Origin of the sequence: Pseudomonas sp. M2, assembly GCF_015751845.1 — a bacterium.
GTDB classification, from domain to species: domain Bacteria; phylum Pseudomonadota; class Gammaproteobacteria; order Pseudomonadales; family Pseudomonadaceae; genus Aquipseudomonas; species Aquipseudomonas putida_E.
The window spans coordinates 1,435,334-1,452,719 of sequence record NZ_JADOUD010000001.1 but is presented as its reverse complement, the minus strand read 5'-3'; the positions used below and the strand labels follow the sequence as shown (position 1 = coordinate 1,452,719).

General features: G+C 62.1%; 16 protein-coding genes. 12 read left to right on the top strand and 4 right to left on the bottom strand.

Features of this window, described 5'->3' with window-relative positions:
* Positions 1–12 precede the first annotated feature (12 nt).
* A complete protein-coding gene (yaaA, locus tag IWW33_RS06835; RefSeq protein ID WP_115273623.1) occupies positions 13–792 on the bottom strand; it encodes a peroxide stress protein YaaA in 780 nt (259 codons plus the stop codon).
* Positions 793–928: 136 nt separating this feature from the next.
* On the opposite strand from yaaA, the gene IWW33_RS06830 reads away from it, so the two are divergent.
* The 5 genes from IWW33_RS06830 to moaE all read left to right on the top strand — a co-directional run bounded on the left by IWW33_RS06830 (position 929) and on the right by moaE (position 4,992).
* Positions 929–2,056 (top strand): polysaccharide deacetylase family protein, encoded by a 1,128-nt coding sequence (locus IWW33_RS06830; protein WP_174142269.1) that lies wholly within the window; start codon positions 929–931, stop codon positions 2,054–2,056.
* 281 nt (positions 2,057–2,337) lie between these two features.
* Complete coding sequence (locus IWW33_RS06825; protein WP_046784825.1) at positions 2,338–3,732, top strand: PhoH family protein; 1,395 nt, start codon at positions 2,338–2,340, stop codon at positions 3,730–3,732.
* A gap of 95 nt (positions 3,733–3,827) precedes the next feature.
* The gene (moaC, locus tag IWW33_RS06820) at positions 3,828–4,298 is read left to right on the top strand and encodes a cyclic pyranopterin monophosphate synthase MoaC (protein WP_161871772.1); all 471 of its coding nucleotides are present in this window, start codon (positions 3,828–3,830) and stop codon (positions 4,296–4,298) included.
* The gene (moaD, locus tag IWW33_RS06815; RefSeq protein ID WP_012312828.1) at positions 4,298–4,543 is read left to right on the top strand and encodes a molybdopterin converting factor subunit 1; all 246 of its coding nucleotides are present in this window, start codon (positions 4,298–4,300) and stop codon (positions 4,541–4,543) included. Before moaC ends, moaD begins: the two co-directional genes overlap by 1 nt.
* A 2-nt stretch (positions 4,544–4,545) precedes the next feature.
* Positions 4,546–4,992 (top strand): molybdopterin synthase catalytic subunit MoaE, encoded by a 447-nt coding sequence (gene moaE, locus IWW33_RS06810; RefSeq protein ID WP_046784826.1) that lies wholly within the window; start codon positions 4,546–4,548, stop codon positions 4,990–4,992.
* Positions 4,993–5,188: 196 nt separating this feature from the next.
* On the opposite strand, the gene rhlB is transcribed toward moaE, so the two are convergent.
* Positions 5,189–6,640 (bottom strand): ATP-dependent RNA helicase RhlB, encoded by a 1,452-nt coding sequence (gene rhlB, locus IWW33_RS06805; protein ID WP_125923868.1) that lies wholly within the window; start codon positions 6,638–6,640, stop codon positions 5,189–5,191.
* A gap of 100 nt (positions 6,641–6,740) precedes the next feature.
* On the bottom strand, positions 6,741–7,397 hold the full coding sequence (locus tag IWW33_RS06800; protein ID WP_046784828.1) for an alpha/beta fold hydrolase: 657 nt from the start codon (positions 7,395–7,397) through the stop codon (positions 6,741–6,743).
* A 330-nt stretch (positions 7,398–7,727) separates the two neighbouring features.
* Between IWW33_RS06800 and IWW33_RS06795 the strand changes: the two genes are divergently transcribed.
* From IWW33_RS06795 to IWW33_RS06780, 4 genes are all read left to right on the top strand, one after another.
* The gene (locus IWW33_RS06795; RefSeq protein WP_046784829.1) at positions 7,728–8,756 is read left to right on the top strand and encodes an amino acid ABC transporter substrate-binding protein; all 1,029 of its coding nucleotides are present in this window, start codon (positions 7,728–7,730) and stop codon (positions 8,754–8,756) included.
* 67 nt (positions 8,757–8,823) lie between these two features.
* Positions 8,824–10,002 (top strand): amino acid ABC transporter permease, encoded by a 1,179-nt coding sequence (locus IWW33_RS06790; RefSeq protein ID WP_119688313.1) that lies wholly within the window; start codon positions 8,824–8,826, stop codon positions 10,000–10,002.
* 10 nt (positions 10,003–10,012) lie between these two features.
* Entirely contained in the window at positions 10,013–11,110 is a 1,098-nt protein-coding gene (locus tag IWW33_RS06785; RefSeq protein ID WP_046784831.1) for an amino acid ABC transporter permease, read from the top strand.
* 10 nt (positions 11,111–11,120) lie between these two features.
* The gene (locus IWW33_RS06780; protein WP_012312835.1) at positions 11,121–11,885 is read left to right on the top strand and encodes an amino acid ABC transporter ATP-binding protein; all 765 of its coding nucleotides are present in this window, start codon (positions 11,121–11,123) and stop codon (positions 11,883–11,885) included.
* Between the two features lie 103 nt (positions 11,886–11,988).
* Here IWW33_RS06780 and algW read toward each other — a convergent pair whose 3' ends face one another.
* Positions 11,989–13,149, bottom strand: coding sequence for a Do family serine endopeptidase AlgW (gene algW / locus IWW33_RS06775; protein ID WP_115273626.1), 1,161 nt, complete (start codon positions 13,147–13,149; stop codon positions 11,989–11,991).
* 158 nt (positions 13,150–13,307) lie between these two features.
* On the opposite strand from algW, the gene IWW33_RS06770 reads away from it, so the two are divergent.
* From IWW33_RS06770 to cysN, 3 genes are all read left to right on the top strand, one after another.
* Positions 13,308–14,066 carry a Nif3-like dinuclear metal center hexameric protein gene (locus IWW33_RS06770; protein ID WP_115273627.1) on the top strand — a complete coding sequence of 253 codons (759 nt, stop codon included), beginning with the start codon at positions 13,308–13,310 and terminating at the stop codon, positions 14,064–14,066.
* Between the two features lie 225 nt (positions 14,067–14,291).
* The gene (cysD, locus tag IWW33_RS06765; protein ID WP_009684445.1) at positions 14,292–15,209 is read left to right on the top strand and encodes a sulfate adenylyltransferase subunit CysD; all 918 of its coding nucleotides are present in this window, start codon (positions 14,292–14,294) and stop codon (positions 15,207–15,209) included.
* A gap of 15 nt (positions 15,210–15,224) precedes the next feature.
* Positions 15,225–17,126, top strand: a complete 1,902-nt coding sequence (gene cysN / locus IWW33_RS06760; protein ID WP_046784834.1) for a sulfate adenylyltransferase subunit CysN — start codon at positions 15,225–15,227, stop codon at positions 17,124–17,126.
* The last annotated feature ends 260 nt before the right edge of the window (positions 17,127–17,386 follow it).

Here is a 17,386-nt window from a genome sequence, read left to right as displayed (position 1 = left end):
TGGTGCAGGCACTCACTCGGCCGGATGATCGCGCAAGAACACCAGGTGATCAGGCTTGGACTGTTCGGCGCTGTAGTAGTAGCCCTGTACATCGAACTGCTTGAGCTGCTGCGGGTCATTGACCCGTTCCTGGATTACGAAGCGGCTCATCATGCCGCGGGCTTTCTTGGCGTAGAAACTGATGATCTTGTACTGGCCGTTCTTCAGGTCCTTGAAGTCGACGTTGATTACCCGGCCTTTCAGGGCGCTGCGTTTCACCGCGCTGAAATACTCGTTGCTGGCCAGGTTCAACAGCAGGTCATCGCCCTGCTCGGTCAGCGCCTGGTTCAGCCATTGGCTGATACGCGTGCCCCAGAAGGCATACAGGTCCTTGCCACGGGCATTGGCCAGCTTGGTACCCATTTCCAGGCGGTAGGGCTGCATCAGGTCGAGCGGGCGCAGCAGGCCGTACAGGCCGGAAAGCATGCGCAGGTGCTGCTGGGCGTAGGTGAAGTCGTCTTCGCTCAGGGTTTCGGCGTCCAGCCCGGTATACACGTCACCCTTGAAGGCCAGCAGGGCCTGCTTGGCATTTGCCGGCGTGAAGCCTGGCGTCCAGCTGCCAAAGCGGGCGGCGTTGAGGCCGGCGAGTTTGTCCGACAGGTGCATCAGCTCGCTGATCTGCGCCGGTGACAGCTCACGCAGTTGCACGATCAGCTCCTGGGAGTCGTCCAGGTACTGGGGCAGGGTAAAACGCTCGGTCACCGGTGGGGTGTCGTAATCGAGGGTCTTGGCGGGGGAAATCACCGTCAGCATCGGGTCGGCTCCTGGAATCGTTGCCGGGGATTCTACGGACTGAAGGGGGGAACGCCAAACTATGGCGACAATAGTCACAGACCATCGGATGAGCAGGCGCTATAGTGCGCGTTTCGCTGTGACGGAGAGACCGATCGTGCGCATTGCCGGTGTCTTGCTGGCCTCACTCCTGAGCCTGGCCGCCCAAGCCGCCCCTATCCCCCCCGCCAGCCTGGACCGCAGCCTGTGGCCCGAACAGTTGGACAGCCCTGCATTGTTCGATGTCGCCTCGCGCGCAGAGATCCTGTCGTTTGCCCAGGTACTGCACGAAAGTGAGCTGCTCGACGATGGGGCGCTGGCTGCGCGCCTGGGCTTGCGGCAGATCAACCTGCAGAAGGTCCGGGCGCTGCGGGCGCGCATGTGGCAGCGTTTGTGGCAGGGCTACCAGCAGGCCCAGCGCAGCTGCGAGCAGGATGCCTCGTTCTGCTACGTGGTGGAGTCCATGGCCGATTTGCGCACAAGGGCTGCGACGTTCGCTACCGATGTCGGCACCTTCTATACCGGCTGGGTCGAACCAAGCCGCCAGTTCCATGTGCGCTACCTGGATGAGCAACTGCGCAAGGCGGCGCTGTTGCCGCAGATCACCAGCGAGGTCGAACGCCTGTCCAATCGTGAGCGCAGCGGCGATGAGCTGAATGACCGCATGTTCCTGCTGACCTTCGTGGGCGGCCCCGGCCCCCAGGGCAGCACGACCGACACGCTGACCGCTTACCTGCGCAAACAGAAGATGCAGGGCACCTTCTTTGTACTGGGCAACCGCTTGCAGCAGCGCCGTGACGCTGGAGCGGCCGGTGCGCTGGGGCAGCTCTATGATGGCCAGTGCGTGGGGCTTCAGGGGTGGGAGTATCGCTCGCATGCGCAGTGGAATGGCTGGCAGGATTCGCTCAGGCGCAGCCAGGCGCGGGTCCAGGCCGACCTGCCTGAGCAGTATGTGCCGTTGTTCCGCCCGCCCTATGGCCAGCGCCGGGCCGATGGCGAGGCATTCATGGCCAGCCAGCAGCTGCGGGTGTCGCTGTGGGATATCGACGCACAGGATGACGGCCCGTTGACAGCCCAAGCCTCGGCCCAGCGGGTGGTGACCTTGATGCTGCTGTGGCGCAAGGGCGTGATCCAGTTCCATGACAGCCTGCCCAAGGCGCAGCCGGCGGTGCAATGGTTGCTGGAACATACCGCGCAAAGCGGCATTGGCTGGGAGGATTGCCGTGAATACGGCTATCAGGAATAACGGGTCTGACTTCTGACTGTAGTCCCGTCTGGGTCCATCGCCAAGTCCTGTTCGTCAATCGGAAAAATAAACTTCACCAACACGTAAAAATGCTTTTTTTAGTCATGCTTTTTGCGGTATGAAGAAACCAGACAGCCGATTCCTGCAGCACAGGTGGCGTCATCCGAGCCCACCTTGCCAGGTTCACTTCCCGCCCGTAGCAACGCGGATACGGGGAGAACGGCAGTCACTCTGCGGCGCAGCAGACCGCGCCGTGTGGCTTCGACATAAGGTGACCGAGTATGGATGACCAAGGACGCAACCCTTCCTCCAGCAAGCCAATCCTCTATGTGCTCGATACCAACGTCCTGATTCACGACCCCAACGCACTTCTCAACTTCGAGGAGCACCACGTCGCCCTTCCGATGACGGTGCTGGAGGAACTCGACAAGCTCAAGACCGGTAAACAGTCCATCGCCGCCGAATGTCGCCAGGCCATCCGCCTGATCGACCAGACCCTCGGTGACGCCTCGCCCAGCGATGTCGAGCAGGGCGTACCCATACAGCGTGGCAAGAGTGGGCCCAAGGGCTTCCTTTCGATCCTGATGAGCCCACGCAACGAACCCAACCGGCTGCTGCCGGAGAACCTCAACGACAACATCATCATCAACCAGTTGCTGGAACTTCGGGCCAAACGTGCCGACCTGGACGTGGTGCTGGTAACCAAAGACATCAACATGCGCCTTAAGGCGCGGGCCTGCGGTATCGCGGCCGAAGATTACAGCACCGACCAGCTGGTCGATGACGTCTCGCTGCTTTCCAAGGGCTACCACTCGGTCACCGGTTCGTTCTGGGACCGTGTCAGCAAGGTCGATACCCGTCAGGAGCGGGGCCGAACCTGGCACCGGGTGCAACTGATCGACAACCTGCCGGCAGTGCATGTCAACGAGTTCATCATCGATGAGCAAGGGTTCGTCGGCTGGATCAAGGGCATCCGCGAAGATGAACTGCTGCTGCTCGACCTGCACCAGGAGCCACTGCTGCACCAGGAGGCCTGGGGCCTCAAACCGCGGGATATCCATCAAAGCCTGGCGCTGTTCGCGTTGCTCGACCCGGATATCCACCTGGTCAACCTGACCGGCGCCGCCGGCTCCGGCAAGACTATCCTGGCGCTGGCAGCGGCTATCGAGCAGACCATGGTCAGCAAGCGTTACCGCCGTATCATCGCCACCCGCAGCGTGCAGGGGCTGGACCAGGAAATCGGTTTCCTGCCGGGGACCGAAGCCGAGAAAATGGAACCCTGGTTGGGTGCGATCACCGACAACCTCGAAGCGTTGCACATGGATGACGAGAGCACCCACGGCAGTGTCGAGTACATCCTCGAGCGGGTCCCGCTGCAGTTCAAATCGCTGAACTACATCCGGGGCCGCAGCTTCCAGCAGAGCCTGATCCTGATCGACGAGTGCCAGAACCTGACGCCGCACCAGATGAAAACCATCATCACCCGTGCCGGCTCTGGTTCCAAGGTGGTCTGCCTGGGCAACCTGGCGCAGATCGACACCCCCTACCTGTCCGCGACCAGTTCGGGCCTGACCTACCTGACCGAACGCTTCAAGGACTTCCCCCACGGCGTGCACATCACCTTGCAAGGTGTACCGCGCTCGGTGCTGGCCGAGTACGCCGAGTCGCACCTGTAACCTCTCGAACCGGGCGGTGCGCCGCCCGGTTTTTTCCACTGCTCAAACCTGACCCACAGGTTTACACTCTGTGTTCCCTTCACAGGAGCAGAGCAGTGCTGACACATCTTGATTCCCAGGGGCGGGCCAACATGGTCGACGTCACTGAAAAGGCCGTGACCGAGCGCGAGGCCACCGCTGAGGCGCGCGTGCGGATGTTGCCGCAGACCTTGCAGATGATCGTCGAGGGTGAGCACCCTAAGGGCGATGTGTTCGCCGTGGCGCGTATCGCCGGCATTCAGGCGGCGAAGAAGACCAGCGACTTGATTCCGTTGTGCCACCCTTTGATGCTCACCAGCGTCAAGGTCGAACTCAGCGCAGAAGGCACGGATGTGGTGCGCATCGTCGCGCGCTGCAAGCTGGCCGGACAGACCGGTGTGGAGATGGAAGCATTGACCGCTGCCAGCGTCGCGGCGCTGACGATCTATGACATGTGCAAGGCCGTGGACAAGGGTATGGTCATCGAGCAGGTGCGCCTGCTGGAAAAGCTCGGTGGCAAAAGCGGCCACTACAAGGTGGATGCGTGATGAACGTGAAAGTGATGTATTTCGCCCGTTACCGTGAGTTGCTTGGTGTGGATGCCGAGCGCCTGGAGGGCGACTTCAAGGTGCTTGACGATGTACGCCAGGCCCTGGTGGCCAAGGGTGGGCAGTACCAGGTGCTGGCCGAGCAGAACCTGATGTGCGCGCGCAACGAAGAGCTGTGCAGGCTCGATGAGCCGCTGGAAGCGGGCGATGAGGTGGCGTTCTTCCCACCGGTGACCGGAGGCTGAGCATGGCAGTGCGAGTGCAGGATGGCGCGTTCGACCCCGGGGTCGAGGTCAATGCCATGCATGCCGCCAATGTTGGCGTGGGCGCGGTGGTCGGGTTCGTTGGTTACGTGCGCGATTTCAATGATGGCCGGGACGTGGCCGGGATGTTCCTGGAGCATTACCCTGGCATGACCGAGAAGGCTTTGGCGAAGATCGTGGTCGAGGCCGAGCAGCGCTGGCCGTTGCTGAAGGTTGAAGTGCTGCATCGCATTGGTGCGCTGGAGCCTGGGGAGCCGATCGTGTTCGTCGGTGTGGCCAGTGCCCATCGGCAGGCGGCTTTCGATGCCTGCAATTTCATCATGGATTACCTGAAGACTCGTGCGCCGTTCTGGAAGAAGGAGAATACCCAGGAGGGCCCGCGCTGGGTCGAAGGCAGGCAGAGTGATCAGGATGCGGCGGGGCGCTGGTAAGGTCTGATCGATTGGCCGGGGCTTTGCCCCGGATCGCCGGCAAGCCGGCTCCCACTGGGTTTGCGCTGAGCTTGAGAGCAGCGGGGTACCTGTAGGAGCCGGCTTGCCGGCGATAGGGCCGGTAAATCCGATGCAAGACTCAGTGCAGTTCTCGTTGCGACCAACTGCGGCGCATGGGCTGCAAAGCAGCCCCGCATCAATGGTGTTTGCGCGGCACCGGTGTAAGCAGCTCATCCGGTGGCATCTCGCACTTGATCTTGCGCCCCAGCAACTCTTCGATCGCCGGCAACTGGTAGGAGTCATCCTCGCCGGCAAAGCTGATCGACACGCCACTGGTGCCGGCACGGCCCGTGCGGCCGATGCGGTGCACGTAGTCATCCGGGTCTTCCGGCAGAGTGAAGTTGATCACATGGCTGATGCCGTCGATGTGAATGCCTCGCCCCGCCACGTCGGTGGCCACCAGCACGGTAATCCGGCCCTCGCGGAAGCTTTCCAGGGTACGTATGCGCTTGTGCTGCGGCACATCGCCCGACAGCTGGGCGGCATTGATACCGTCGCGCACCAGTTTTTCCTCGATACGCCGCACTTCGTCCTTGCGGTTGGCGAACACCATCACCCGTTCCCACTTGTTCTGGGTCACCAGGTTGTACAGCAGCTTGTACTTGTCGCTGCCCGCCACTGCGAACACGTGCTGTTCGACGGTTTCGCTGGCGACATTCTCCGGCTCGATCTCGACGATCGCAGGGTCGGTGGTCCACTGCTTGGCCAGGTTCATCACGTCGTCGGTGAAGGTGGCAGAGAACAGCAGGGTCTGGCGCTCGCTCTTGGGCGGGGTCTGGCGAATGATCTGCCGTACCTGCGGGATGAAGCCCATGTCCAGCATGCGGTCGGCTTCGTCCAGCACCATCACCTCGACCATGTCCAGGTGCACATCGCCGCGCTGGTTGAAGTCCAGCAGGCGGCCAGGGGTAGCCACCAGGATGTCACAATGGCGCGCTTCGAGCGCCTTGAGCTGCTTGTCGAAGTCCATGCCGCCGACGAAGGTCATGACGTTCAGGCCGGTGTATTTGGTCAGGGCGGCGGCGTCCTTGGCGATCTGTACCACCAGCTCGCGGGTTGGCGCGATGATCAGTGCACGCGGCTCGCCCATGTAGCGCTCTTTGGGCGGCGGCGTCTGCTGCAACTGAGAGATGATCGAGATGAGGAACGCGGCGGTCTTGCCGGTGCCGGTCTGCGCGCGCCCGATGGCGTCCTGGCCACGCAGGGTGTGGCCCAGCACCTGGGCCTGAATCGGCGTGCAGTACGGGAAGCCCAGGTCATGGATGGCGTGCATCAGCTCGTTGGAGAGCTTGAAGTCGTGGAAGCGGGTCTTGCCTTCCTGCGGTTCGACCACGAAGTCTTCCGGCTTCCACAGGCTGGCCTGGGGTTTGGGCTTGCGTTCGCGGCGCGGCTTGTCCATGGCCGGTTGCTCGGCAACGGGCGCGGCTGCAGGCATCTGGGCCTTGGCGGCGGGTTTGGTGCGCGGCGTGGAGGGCTGCGGCTCGGGCTGAGCCATGGGGGCCGCAGGCGGGGTGATGCTGGCAGCAGGAGCGGCGGCCTGAGGTGCCGGGTCTCCCTTGCCGAATATTTTCTTGAGTGCCTTGAGCACGATCGTCTCATCAACTGATTTAGGAATGTACGCCGGGCAGTGTAATGCAAGATCTGGGCGCGGCGTAGCGGAATGCGCCCACAACTACAAGAGAGCCTGCCTATTGCAGTTGCTTGCTCAGCCAGTCGTGGATATCGCTCAGCTCTGCCACCACCACCTCGTGTTCCATTGGGTATTCCTGCCACCGCGCGGCCACGCCCCAGGTGTTCAGGTACTCGAAGGCGGTGCGGCCCATGGAGGGGATCACCACCGGGTCGTGCACGCCGTGCAGGCACAGGGCGGGGGTACGTTGCTGGCAGGCGCTCAACTGATGGCCGTCGTTGAAGGTTGGTGCATAGGTAGACAGTGCGATCACGCCGCCCAGTGCTTCTTGCCACTTTATATAAGCAGTGTGCAGCACCACGGCGCCGCCCTGGGAGAACCCGGCCAGGATGATCCGTGCCAGGTCGATGCCTTTGGCCCGCTCGGCCTCGATCAGGGCAATGATCTGGTCAGCCGATTCTTCCAGCTGCGCTTCGTCTATGGCGCGGGCCGGGGTCATGGCCTTGATGTCGTACCAACTGGGCATTGCATAGCCGCCGTTGATGGTGACAGGCCGGGTCGGCGCCTGGGGCATGACGAACCGTGTGCTGAGCAGACGCTCCTGCATGAATTCGGCAACCGGTAGGAAGTCGTAACGGTCGGCGCCCAGGCCGTGCAACCAGATCACACAGGCGTCTGCGGTTTTCTGGGGTTCGAGAATCAACGGGTGGGTCATGACTGCTCCGAAAGTGTGCGAATCGTATGAAGGCATGCGCAAAAAGAAGGCGCTGGAAATGATTGTCGGAAAAAGAATGTCGCAACGATACAACTTTCCCTACTTGACGAGCGCTTAAACGCTTTAGCCGCCAACTGTGGTACGCCCCTTGCTATGAAACCTTCGATGCAAGGGTCGGGCCGGTACGGTAACACCCTTGTCACGCGAAGGCTGTCATAGAACAGCCCATTGCGCCATTGACCCAATAACAAGCCAACAAGGGTCGGATGCGCCTCATAAGGGTGCGGTGCAATTCCGGCTCGTACAACAAGAGCGATTTGGAGGTTGTGAATGAAGATGTTGAAAACCACCCTGGCAGTCCTCACCGCTGCCGCCGCGCTGGGCGCCGTGAGCAATGCCCAGGCCGGCGCCACCCTCGATGCGGTCAAGAAGAAGGGCTTCGTCCAGTGTGGCGTGAGCGACGGTCTTCCAGGCTTCTCGGTACCTGATGCGCAGGGCAAGATCGTCGGTATCGACGCTGATGTCTGCCGCGCCGTGGCCGCCGCCGTGTTCGGCGATGCCACCAAGGTCAAGTTCAGCCAGCTCAACGCCAAGGAACGCTTCACTGCGCTGCAGTCCGGCGAAGTCGACGTGCTGTCGCGCAACACCACCTGGACCAGCTCGCGCGATGCCGGCATGGGCCTGGTGTTCGCAGGCGTCACTTACTATGACGGCGTCGGCTTCCTGGTCAACAAGAAGCTGGGTGTTTCCAGTGCCAAGGAACTCGATGGCGCGACCATCTGCATCCAGGCAGGCACCACCACCGAGCTGAACGTGTCCGACTACTTCCGCGCCAACGGCCTGAAGTACACCCCGATCACCTTCGATACCTCCGACGAGAGCGCCAAATCGCTGGAGTCGGGCCGTTGCGACGTGCTGACCTCGGACAAGTCGCAGCTGTTCGCCCAGCGTTCCAAGCTGGCCGGGCCAACCGACTACGTGGTGCTGCCGGAAACCATCTCCAAGGAACCGCTGGGCCCGGTGGTACGCAAGGGCGACGAGGAGTGGTTCAGCATCGTCAAGTGGACCCTGTTCGCCATGCTCAATGCCGAAGAGGCGGGCGTCACTTCGAAGAACGTCGAAGCCGAGGCCAAGTCCACCAAAAACCCGGACACCGCCCGCCTGCTCGGCGCTGACGGTGAGTACGGCAAGGACCTGAAGCTGCCCAAGGACTGGGTAGTGCAGATCGTCAAGCAAGTGGGTAACTATGGCGAGGTGTTCGAGAAGAACCTGGGCCAGAGCACTGACCTGAAGATCGACCGTGGCATGAACGCCCTGTGGAACAACGGCGGCATCCAGTACGCGCCACCTGTGCGCTGATGGCTGCACCCTGCGGCGGCATTCCGCCGCCGCAGGCTGTTCGAATCCCTACTGTCCGGGGCACTTCATGCAAAATCGAATCGGCGCACAAAAGGGGCTGACCCTGAGCGATCCACGTGTGCGCGCGTGGTTGTTCCAGATTCTCACGATCATCTTCGTGGTGGGTCTGGGCTGGTACCTGTTCCACAATACTCAAACCAACCTGCAACACCGGGGCATTACGTCCGGCTTCGACTTCCTCGACCGCAGTGCCGGCTTCGGCATCGCCCAGCATCTGATTCCCTATGTGGAGTCCGACAGCTATGCGCGGGTGTTCGTGATCGGCTTGCTCAATACCCTGCTGGTCACCTTCATCGGCGTTATCCTGGCAACGATCCTGGGGTTCATCATCGGTGTGGCTCGCCTGTCACCGAACTGGATGATCAACAAGCTGGCGACCGTGTATGTCGAGACGTTCCGCAACATCCCGCCGCTGCTGCAGATCCTCTTCTGGTATTTCGCCGTGTTCCTGACCCTGCCGGGGCCACGGGGCAGCATCAGCTTCGACGATGCCTTCTTCATCAGCAATCGTGGCCTGAACATGCCCGGCGCCCTGATGGCCGACGGCTTCTGGCCGTTCGTCGCTGCCGTAGCCCTGGCGATCGTAGCCATCATGGCGATGGTGCGTTACGCCAACAAGCGCTTCAACGAAACCGGCGAGCCGTTCCATAAGTTCTGGGCAGGGCTTGCCCTGTTGGTGGTGATTCCAGGCCTCTGTGCATTGCTGTTCGGCAGCCCTGTGCAGTGGGAAGTCCCGCAGCTCAAAGGTTTCAACTTCGTTGGCGGCTGGGTACTGATCCCGGAACTGCTGGCGCTGACCTTGGCGCTGACCATCTACACCGCCGCGTTCATCGCCGAAATCGTGCGTTCGGGCATCCGTTCGGTCAGCCATGGCCAGACCGAAGCCGCCCGTTCGCTCGGGCTGCGCGAAGGCCCGACGCTGCGCAAGGTGATCATCCCCCAGGCACTGCGGGTGATCATTCCGCCACTGACCAGCCAGTACCTGAACCTGGCGAAGAACTCGTCGCTGGCGGCCGGTATCGGCTACCCGGAGATGGTCTCGCTGTTCGCCGGTACCGTACTCAATCAGACCGGCCAGGCCATCGAGGTGATCGCCATCACCATGAGTGTCTATCTCGCCATCAGCATCAGCATTTCGCTGCTGATGAACTGGTACAACAAGCGCATTGCGCTGATCGAGCGGTGAGGATACGCCCGTGAATGCTCATGTTTTCAAACCTGACATGCCGCCACCGGTCAAGACCGTCGGCGTGCTCGCATGGATGCGGGCAAACCTGTTCTCCAGCTGGCTCAACACCCTGTTGACCCTGTTCGCCGTGTACCTGGTATGGCTGATCGTGCCGCCGCTGCTGCAGTGGGCGTTGATCGACGCCAACTGGGTCGGCACCACGCGCGCCGACTGCACCAAGGAGGGTGCCTGCTGGGTGTTCATCCAGCAGCGCTTTGGCCAGTTCATGTACGGCTATTACCCGGCTGAGTTGCGCTGGCGCGTGGACCTGACCGTATGGCTTGCCGTGCTTGGCGCTGCGCCGCTGTTCATCAAGCGCTTCCCGCGCAAGGCCGTTTACGGCCTGGGCTTTCTGGTGGTGTACCCGTTCCTGGCCTACACGCTGCTGCATGGCGGCTACCTGGGCCTGGAAAGCGTGCCGACCAGCCAGTGGGGCGGGCTGATGCTGACCTTGGTGATCGCCACGGTGGGTATCGTCGGCGCCTTGCCGCTGGGCATCTTGCTGGCCCTGGGGCGGCGTTCAAACATGCCTGCGGTGAAGGTGGTCTGCGTGACCTTCATCGAGTTCTGGCGTGGCGTGCCGTTGATCACCGTGCTGTTCATGTCGTCGGTGATGCTGCCGTTGTTCCTGCCCGAAGGCATGAGCTTCGACAAGCTGCTGCGGGCCATGATCGGCGTGATCCTGTTCCAGTCGGCGTACATCGCCGAGGTGGTGCGCGGCGGCCTGCAGGCCATCCCCAAGGGGCAATATGAAGCCGCTGCGGCGATGGGCCTGGGCTACTGGCGCTCGATGGGCCTGGTGATCCTGCCGCAGGCCTTGAAGCTGGTGATCCCTGGCATCGTCAATACCTTCATCGCCCTGTTCAAGGACACCAGCCTGGTCATCATCATCGGCCTGTTCGACCTGCTCAACAGCGTCAAGCAGGCTGCCGCCGACCCGGCCTGGCTGGGCATGGCCACCGAGGGCTATGTGTTCGCAGCCCTGGTGTTCTGGATCTTCTGTTTCGGTATGTCCCGCTACTCCATGCACCTGGAGCGCAAGCTGGACACTGGCCACAAGCGTTAGGAGTTTCGAAATGAGTGAAGCGATCAAGCAGCCTGCCGGCCCCGAAGGCATCATCCAGATGCAGGGCGTCAACAAGTGGTACGGCCAGTTCCATGTACTGAAGGACATCAACCTGAACGTGCGCCAGGGTGAGCGTATCGTGCTGTGCGGGCCTTCCGGTTCGGGCAAGTCCACCACCATCCGCTGCCTCAACCGCCTGGAAGAACACCAGCAGGGGCGCATCGTGGTCGATGGTGTGGAGTTGACCAACGATCTCAAGCAGATCGAGGCGATCCGTCGTGAGGTGGGTATGGTGTTCCAGCACTTCAACCTGTTCCCGCACCTGACCATCCTTGAAAACTGCACCCTGGCGCCCATGTGGGTACGCAAGATGCCGCGGCGCAAGGCCGAGGAAATCGCCATGCACTATCTGGAGCGGGTACGTATCCCGGAGCAGGCGCACAAGTACCCGGGGCAGTTGTCCGGTGGCCAGCAGCAGCGCGTGGCGATTGCCCGGGCGCTGTGCATGAAGCCGAAAATCATGCTGTTCGACGAGCCGACGTCGGCGCTCGACCCGGAAATGGTCAAGGAAGTGCTCGACACCATGGTTGGCCTGGCCGAGGACGGCATGACCATGCTCTGCGTGACCCACGAAATGGGCTTTGCCCGAACCGTGGCGAACCGGGTGATCTTCATGGATAAGGGGGAGATCGTGGAGCAGGCTGCGCCGGATGACTTCTTCGACCGGCCACGCAGTGACCGGACAAAGCTGTTCCTAAGCCAGATCCTGCACTGATGCTGTAGGGGCGCAAGGCCGCTCCTGCAGGGGTACGCGTTTTACCTGCAGGAGCGGCCTTGTGTCGCGAAAGGGCTGCAAAGCAGCCCCGGATCTTGAAGCCTTACTTCTCTTCCTGAGCCGCAGCTGGCGCAGGCGGCGGCCGTAGCCCCACTTCGGCGATCAGCTTCAACTGCTGCCCGTTGCGCATCACCTCGATGGTGATCTTCTCGTTGGGCTTGATCCGCGCCACCTGGTTCATCGACTTGCGCCCGTCACCGGCCGGCTCGCCATTGATGCTCAGGATCACGTCACCCAGTTGCAACCCGGCCTTCTGCGCCGGGCCATCGCGGAAAATGCCCGCTACAACGATGCCTGGGCGCCCTTGCATGCCGAACGATTCGGCCAGTTCCTGGCTCAGCGGCTGAACTTCGATACCCAGCCAGCCACGAATCACCTGGCCATGCTCGACGATCGACTTCATCACTTCCAGCGCCAGTTTGACCGGTATGGCGAAGCCGATGCCCTGCGAGCCGCCCGATTTGGAGAAGATCGCCGTATTGATGCCGACCAGGTTGCCGTTGGCATCGACCAGCGCGCCGCCGGAGTTGCCCGGGTTGATTGCGGCGTCGGTCTGGATGAAGTCTTCGTAGTTGTTCAGGCCCAGCTGGTTGCGGCCAGTGGCGCTGATGATGCCCATGGTAACGGTCTGGCCGACGCCGAAGGGGTTGCCGATGGCCAGGGTGACGTCACCGATGTGGATGGTGTCGGAGCGGCCGATGGTGATGGCCGGCAGGTTCTTGAGGTCGATCTTCAATACCGCCAGATCGGTTTCGGGGTCGCTGCCGATCACCCGTGCCAGGGTTTCGCGGCCGTCTTTGAGCGCCACGACGATCTGGTCGGCGCCGCTGGTGACGTGGTTGTTGGTCAGCAGATAGCCCTCGGGGCTCATGATCACCGCCGAGCCGAGGCTCGACTCCCAGCGCCGTTGCTTGGGCAGGTTGTCGCCGAAGAAGCGGCGGAACTGCGGGTCTTCGAACAGCGGGTGGGCGCTCTTGTTCACCACCTTGGTGGTGTACAGGTTGACCACGGCAGGGGCGGCGAGCGTGACGGCATCGGCATAGGACACCGGGCCTTGCATGATCTGCGTGGTCTGTGGCGCTTGTTGCAGGTTTACATCCTGGCTGGGCAGGCCGACCCACTGCGGGAAGCGCTGGATGATCAGCATGGCGATCAGTATGCCGGTAAGCAGGGGCCAGCCAAAATAACGCAAAGCCTTGAACATGAACGAATCCTGGGAGTGGGCGAGGGCCATGGTGGCGCGGCGGGGCGCGAACGCGCGCGATCATACACCGGTTTCCCCAACGCCGGCGACGGCCCATAATGGCGGCCATTATACGGGCGTTGTTACCGTTGAACGTGCAGATTTCGAGGAGATTTTCCATGGCCGTCGCCCTTGACACCCTGGTTGAAGAAGCCGAGCGTTACCTGGGTAGCGCGAAAATCCAGGATTACTGCCCCAACGGCCTGCAGGTCGAAGGCCGCCCGCAGGTCAGCCGCATCGTCAGCGGCGTCACCGCCAGCCAGGCATTGCTGGATGCGGCGGTCGAGGCACAGGCCGACCTGGTGCTGGTACACCACGGTTATTTCTGGAAGGGCGAGAACCCGTGCATTACCGGGATCAAGCAGCGGCGCTTGAAAACCCTGCTCAAGCACGACATCAGCCTGCTGGCCTTCCACTTGCCGCTGGATGTGCACCCTGAGGTCGGCAACAACGTGCAACTGGCCCGCCAGCTGGACATCACTGTCGAAGGGCCGCTGGACCCGAACAACCCCAAGGTGGTCGGGCTGGTCGGCTCGTTGGCCGAGCCTGTGACGGCGCGCGATTTCGCCCGCCGTGTGCAGGAGGTGATGGGGCGTGAGCCGCTGCTGGTCGAAGGTGACCAGGTGATCCGTCGCGTCGGCTGGTGTACGGGCGGTGGGCAGGGCTATATCGATACGGCGATTGCTGCCGGGGTAGACTTGTTCATCAGTGGTGAGGCGTCCGAACAGACCTACCACAGTGCCCGCGAGAATGGCGTGAGCTTCATTGCCGCCGGGCATCATGCCACCGAGCGCTATGGTGTGCAGGCGCTGGGCGACTATCTGGCGCGGCGCTTTGCTCTGGAGCATCTGTTCATCGACTGCCCGAACCCTATCTGAGGCCATCTTCGGCCTCATCGCCGGCAAGCTGGCTCCCATGGGTCAGTGGGGCCGGCTTGCCGGCGATTGGGCCGCAGAGCGGCCCTTTGATAGCCAAACCCCCAGTCATATCGTTAGACCTTTTCGATCTAGTCCGGCGCCTAAATAGAATCAGCCGCTGTGATAAAGTGGCTCGCTCGAACACGGCCCGAAGGCCGTCCATAAGATCGTTTTACGTGAGTAGCCATGGTCGACAAACTGACGCACTTGAAACAGCTGGAGGCGGAAAGCATCCACATCATCCGCGAGGTGGCCGCCGAGTTCGACAACCCGGTGATGCTGTACTCGATCGGCAAGGATTCCGCCGTGATGCTGCACCTGGCGCGCAAAGCCTTCTTCCCAGGCAAGCTGCCGTTCCCGGTGATGCACGTCGACACCCAGTGGAAATTCCAGGAGATGTACCGCTTCCGCGACAAGATGGTCGAGGAAATGGGCCTGGAGCTGATCACCCACGTCAACCCCGAAGGTGTGGCGCAGGGCATCAACCCGTTCACCCATGGCAGCTCCAAGCACACCGACATCATGAAAACCCAGGGTCTCAAGCAGGCACTGGACAAGCATGGTTTCGACGCCGCTTTCGGTGGTGCCCGCCGCGATGAAGAGAAGTCACGTGCCAAAGAGCGCGTCTACTCGTTCCGTGACAGCAAGCACCGCTGGGACCCGAAGAACCAGCGCCCGGAACTGTGGAACGTCTACAACGGCAAGGTCAACAAGGGCGAGTCGATCCGCGTGTTCCCCCTGTCGAACTGGACCGAGCTGGACATCTGGCAGTACATCTACCTTGAAGGCATCCCGATCGTGCCGTTGTACTTCGCCGCCGAGCGTGAAGTCATCGAGAAGAACGGCACCCTGATCATGATCGACGACGAGCGCATCCTCGAGCACCTCTCCGAGGAAGAGAAAGCGCGCATCGTCAAGAAGAAGGTGCGTTTCCGTACCCTGGGCTGCTACCCGTTGACGGGTGCTGTCGAGTCGGAAGCCGAGACCCTGACGGACATCATTCAGGAAATGCTCCTGACCCGAACGTCCGAACGCCAGGGCCGTGTCATCGACCACGATGGCGCCGGTTCCATGGAAGACAAGAAACGCCAAGGCTACTTCTAATTTCAGGGTTACTCCATGTCGCACCAATCTGATCTGATCAGCGAGGACATCCTCGCCTACCTGGCCCAGCACGAGCGCAAGGAACTGCTGCGTTTCCTGACCTGCGGCAACGTCGACGACGGCAAGAGCACCCTGATCGGGCGCCTGCTGCACGACTCCAAGATGATCTACGAGGACCACCTCGAGGCCATCACCCGTGATTCGAAGAAGTCCGGCACCACCGGTGAGGAAGTCGACCTGGCGCTGCTGGTCGATGGCCTGCAGGCCGAGCGTGAGCAGGGCATCACCATCGATGTCGCCTACCGCTACTTCTCCACTGCCAAGCGCAAGTTCATCATTGCCGATACCCCGGGCCACGAGCAGTACACCCGTAACATGGCCACCGGCGCGTCCACCTGTGACCTGGCGATCATTCTGGTCGATGCCCGCTACGGCGTGCAGACCCAGACCCGCCGCCACAGCTACATCGCTTCGTTGCTGGGCATCAAGCACATCGTCGTCGCGGTCAACAAGATGGACCTCAAAGGCTTCGATGAAGGCGTCTTCGAGGAAATCAAGGCCGACTACCTGAAGTTCGCCGACGCCATCAACCTGACCCCGAGCAGCCTGCACTTCGTGCCGATGTCGGCGCTCAAGGGCGACAACGTGGTGAACCGCAGCGAGCGTTCGCCGTGGTACACCGGCCCTGCGCTGATGGAAATCCTCGAAACCGTCGAGGTCGCGGCCGACCGCAACTTCACCGACCTGCGTTTCCCGGTGCAGTACGTCAACCGCCCGAACCTGAACTTCCGCGGCTTCGCCGGTACCCTTGCCAGCGGCGTTGTGCACAAAGGTGACGAAATCGTCGTACTGCCGTCGGGCAAGAGCAGCCGGGTCAAGTCCATCGTCACCTACGAAGGTGAGCTGGAGAACGCCGGCCCGGGCCAGGCCGTGACCCTGACCATGGAAGACGAGATCGACATCTCCCGTGGCGACCTGCTGGTGCATGCCGACAACGTCCCGCCAGTGACCGACCAGTTCGACGCCATGCTGGTATGGATGGCCGAAGAACCGATGCTGCCGGGCAAGAAATACGACATCAAGCGCGCCACCAGCTACGTGCCGGGCTCGATTGCCAGCATCACCCACAAGGTCGATGTGAACACCCTCGAAAAAGATGCAGCCAGCGCGCTGCAGCTGAACGAAATCGGTCGCGTCAAGGTGTCGCTGGACAGCGCCATCGCCCTGGACGGCTACGACAGCAACCGCACCACCGGTGCGTTCATCGTCATCGACCGCCTGACCAACGGCACCGTCGGCGCCGGCATGATCATCGCTCCGCCTGTTCTGCCGCACGGCAGCACCGGCCAGCATGGCAAGCAGGCCCACGTGTCTACCGAAGAGCGCGCCCTGCGCTTCGGCCAGCAGCCAGCCACCGTGCTGTTCAGCGGCCTGTCCGGCGCTGGCAAGAGCACCCTGGCCTATGCCGTGGAGCGCAAGCTGTTCGACATGGGCCGTGCGGTGTACGTGCTCGACGGCCAGAACCTGCGCCACGACCTGAACAAGGGCCTGCCGCAAGACCGCGCCGGTCGCACCGAAAACTGGCGCCGCGCCGCCCATGTGGCGCGCCAGTTCAACGAAGCCGGCCTGCTGACCCTGGCCGCGTTCGTGGCCCCGGATGCCGAAGGCCGCGAGCAGGCCAAGGCGCTGATCGGCAAGGAGCGCCTGGTGACCGTTTACGTCCAGGCCTCGCCATTGGCCTGCCGTGAGCGCGACCCGCAAGGCCTGTACGCTGCCGGTGGAGACAACATCCCGGGTGAAAGCTTCCCGTTCGATGTGCCGCTGGATGCTGACCTTGTTATCGACACCCAGGCCACTAGCGTGGACGAAGGTGTGAAACAGGTGCTGGACGTGCTGCGTCAGCGCGGCGCGATCTAAGCGCTGGCTGCTGCATCAAAAAACCCGCTTCGGCGGGTTTTTTGTTTATTGGAGGGCGCATGGCTAATCCGCTACATCCGGTGGAAAAGATGATGGCCAAGGCGCCGAAAGTGCCAAGAAGGCTTGGGTCTGGAGAGTGGGGTGCTGACAAGGTAGCGCCGATCAGCACTACCGAGTGTTGATGGCCAAGCTGCTGCCAGAGCGGTGACGATGAACTGAGGAGCAGCCGCAACGGTCACCGCCCCCATGCCAGCTACTGC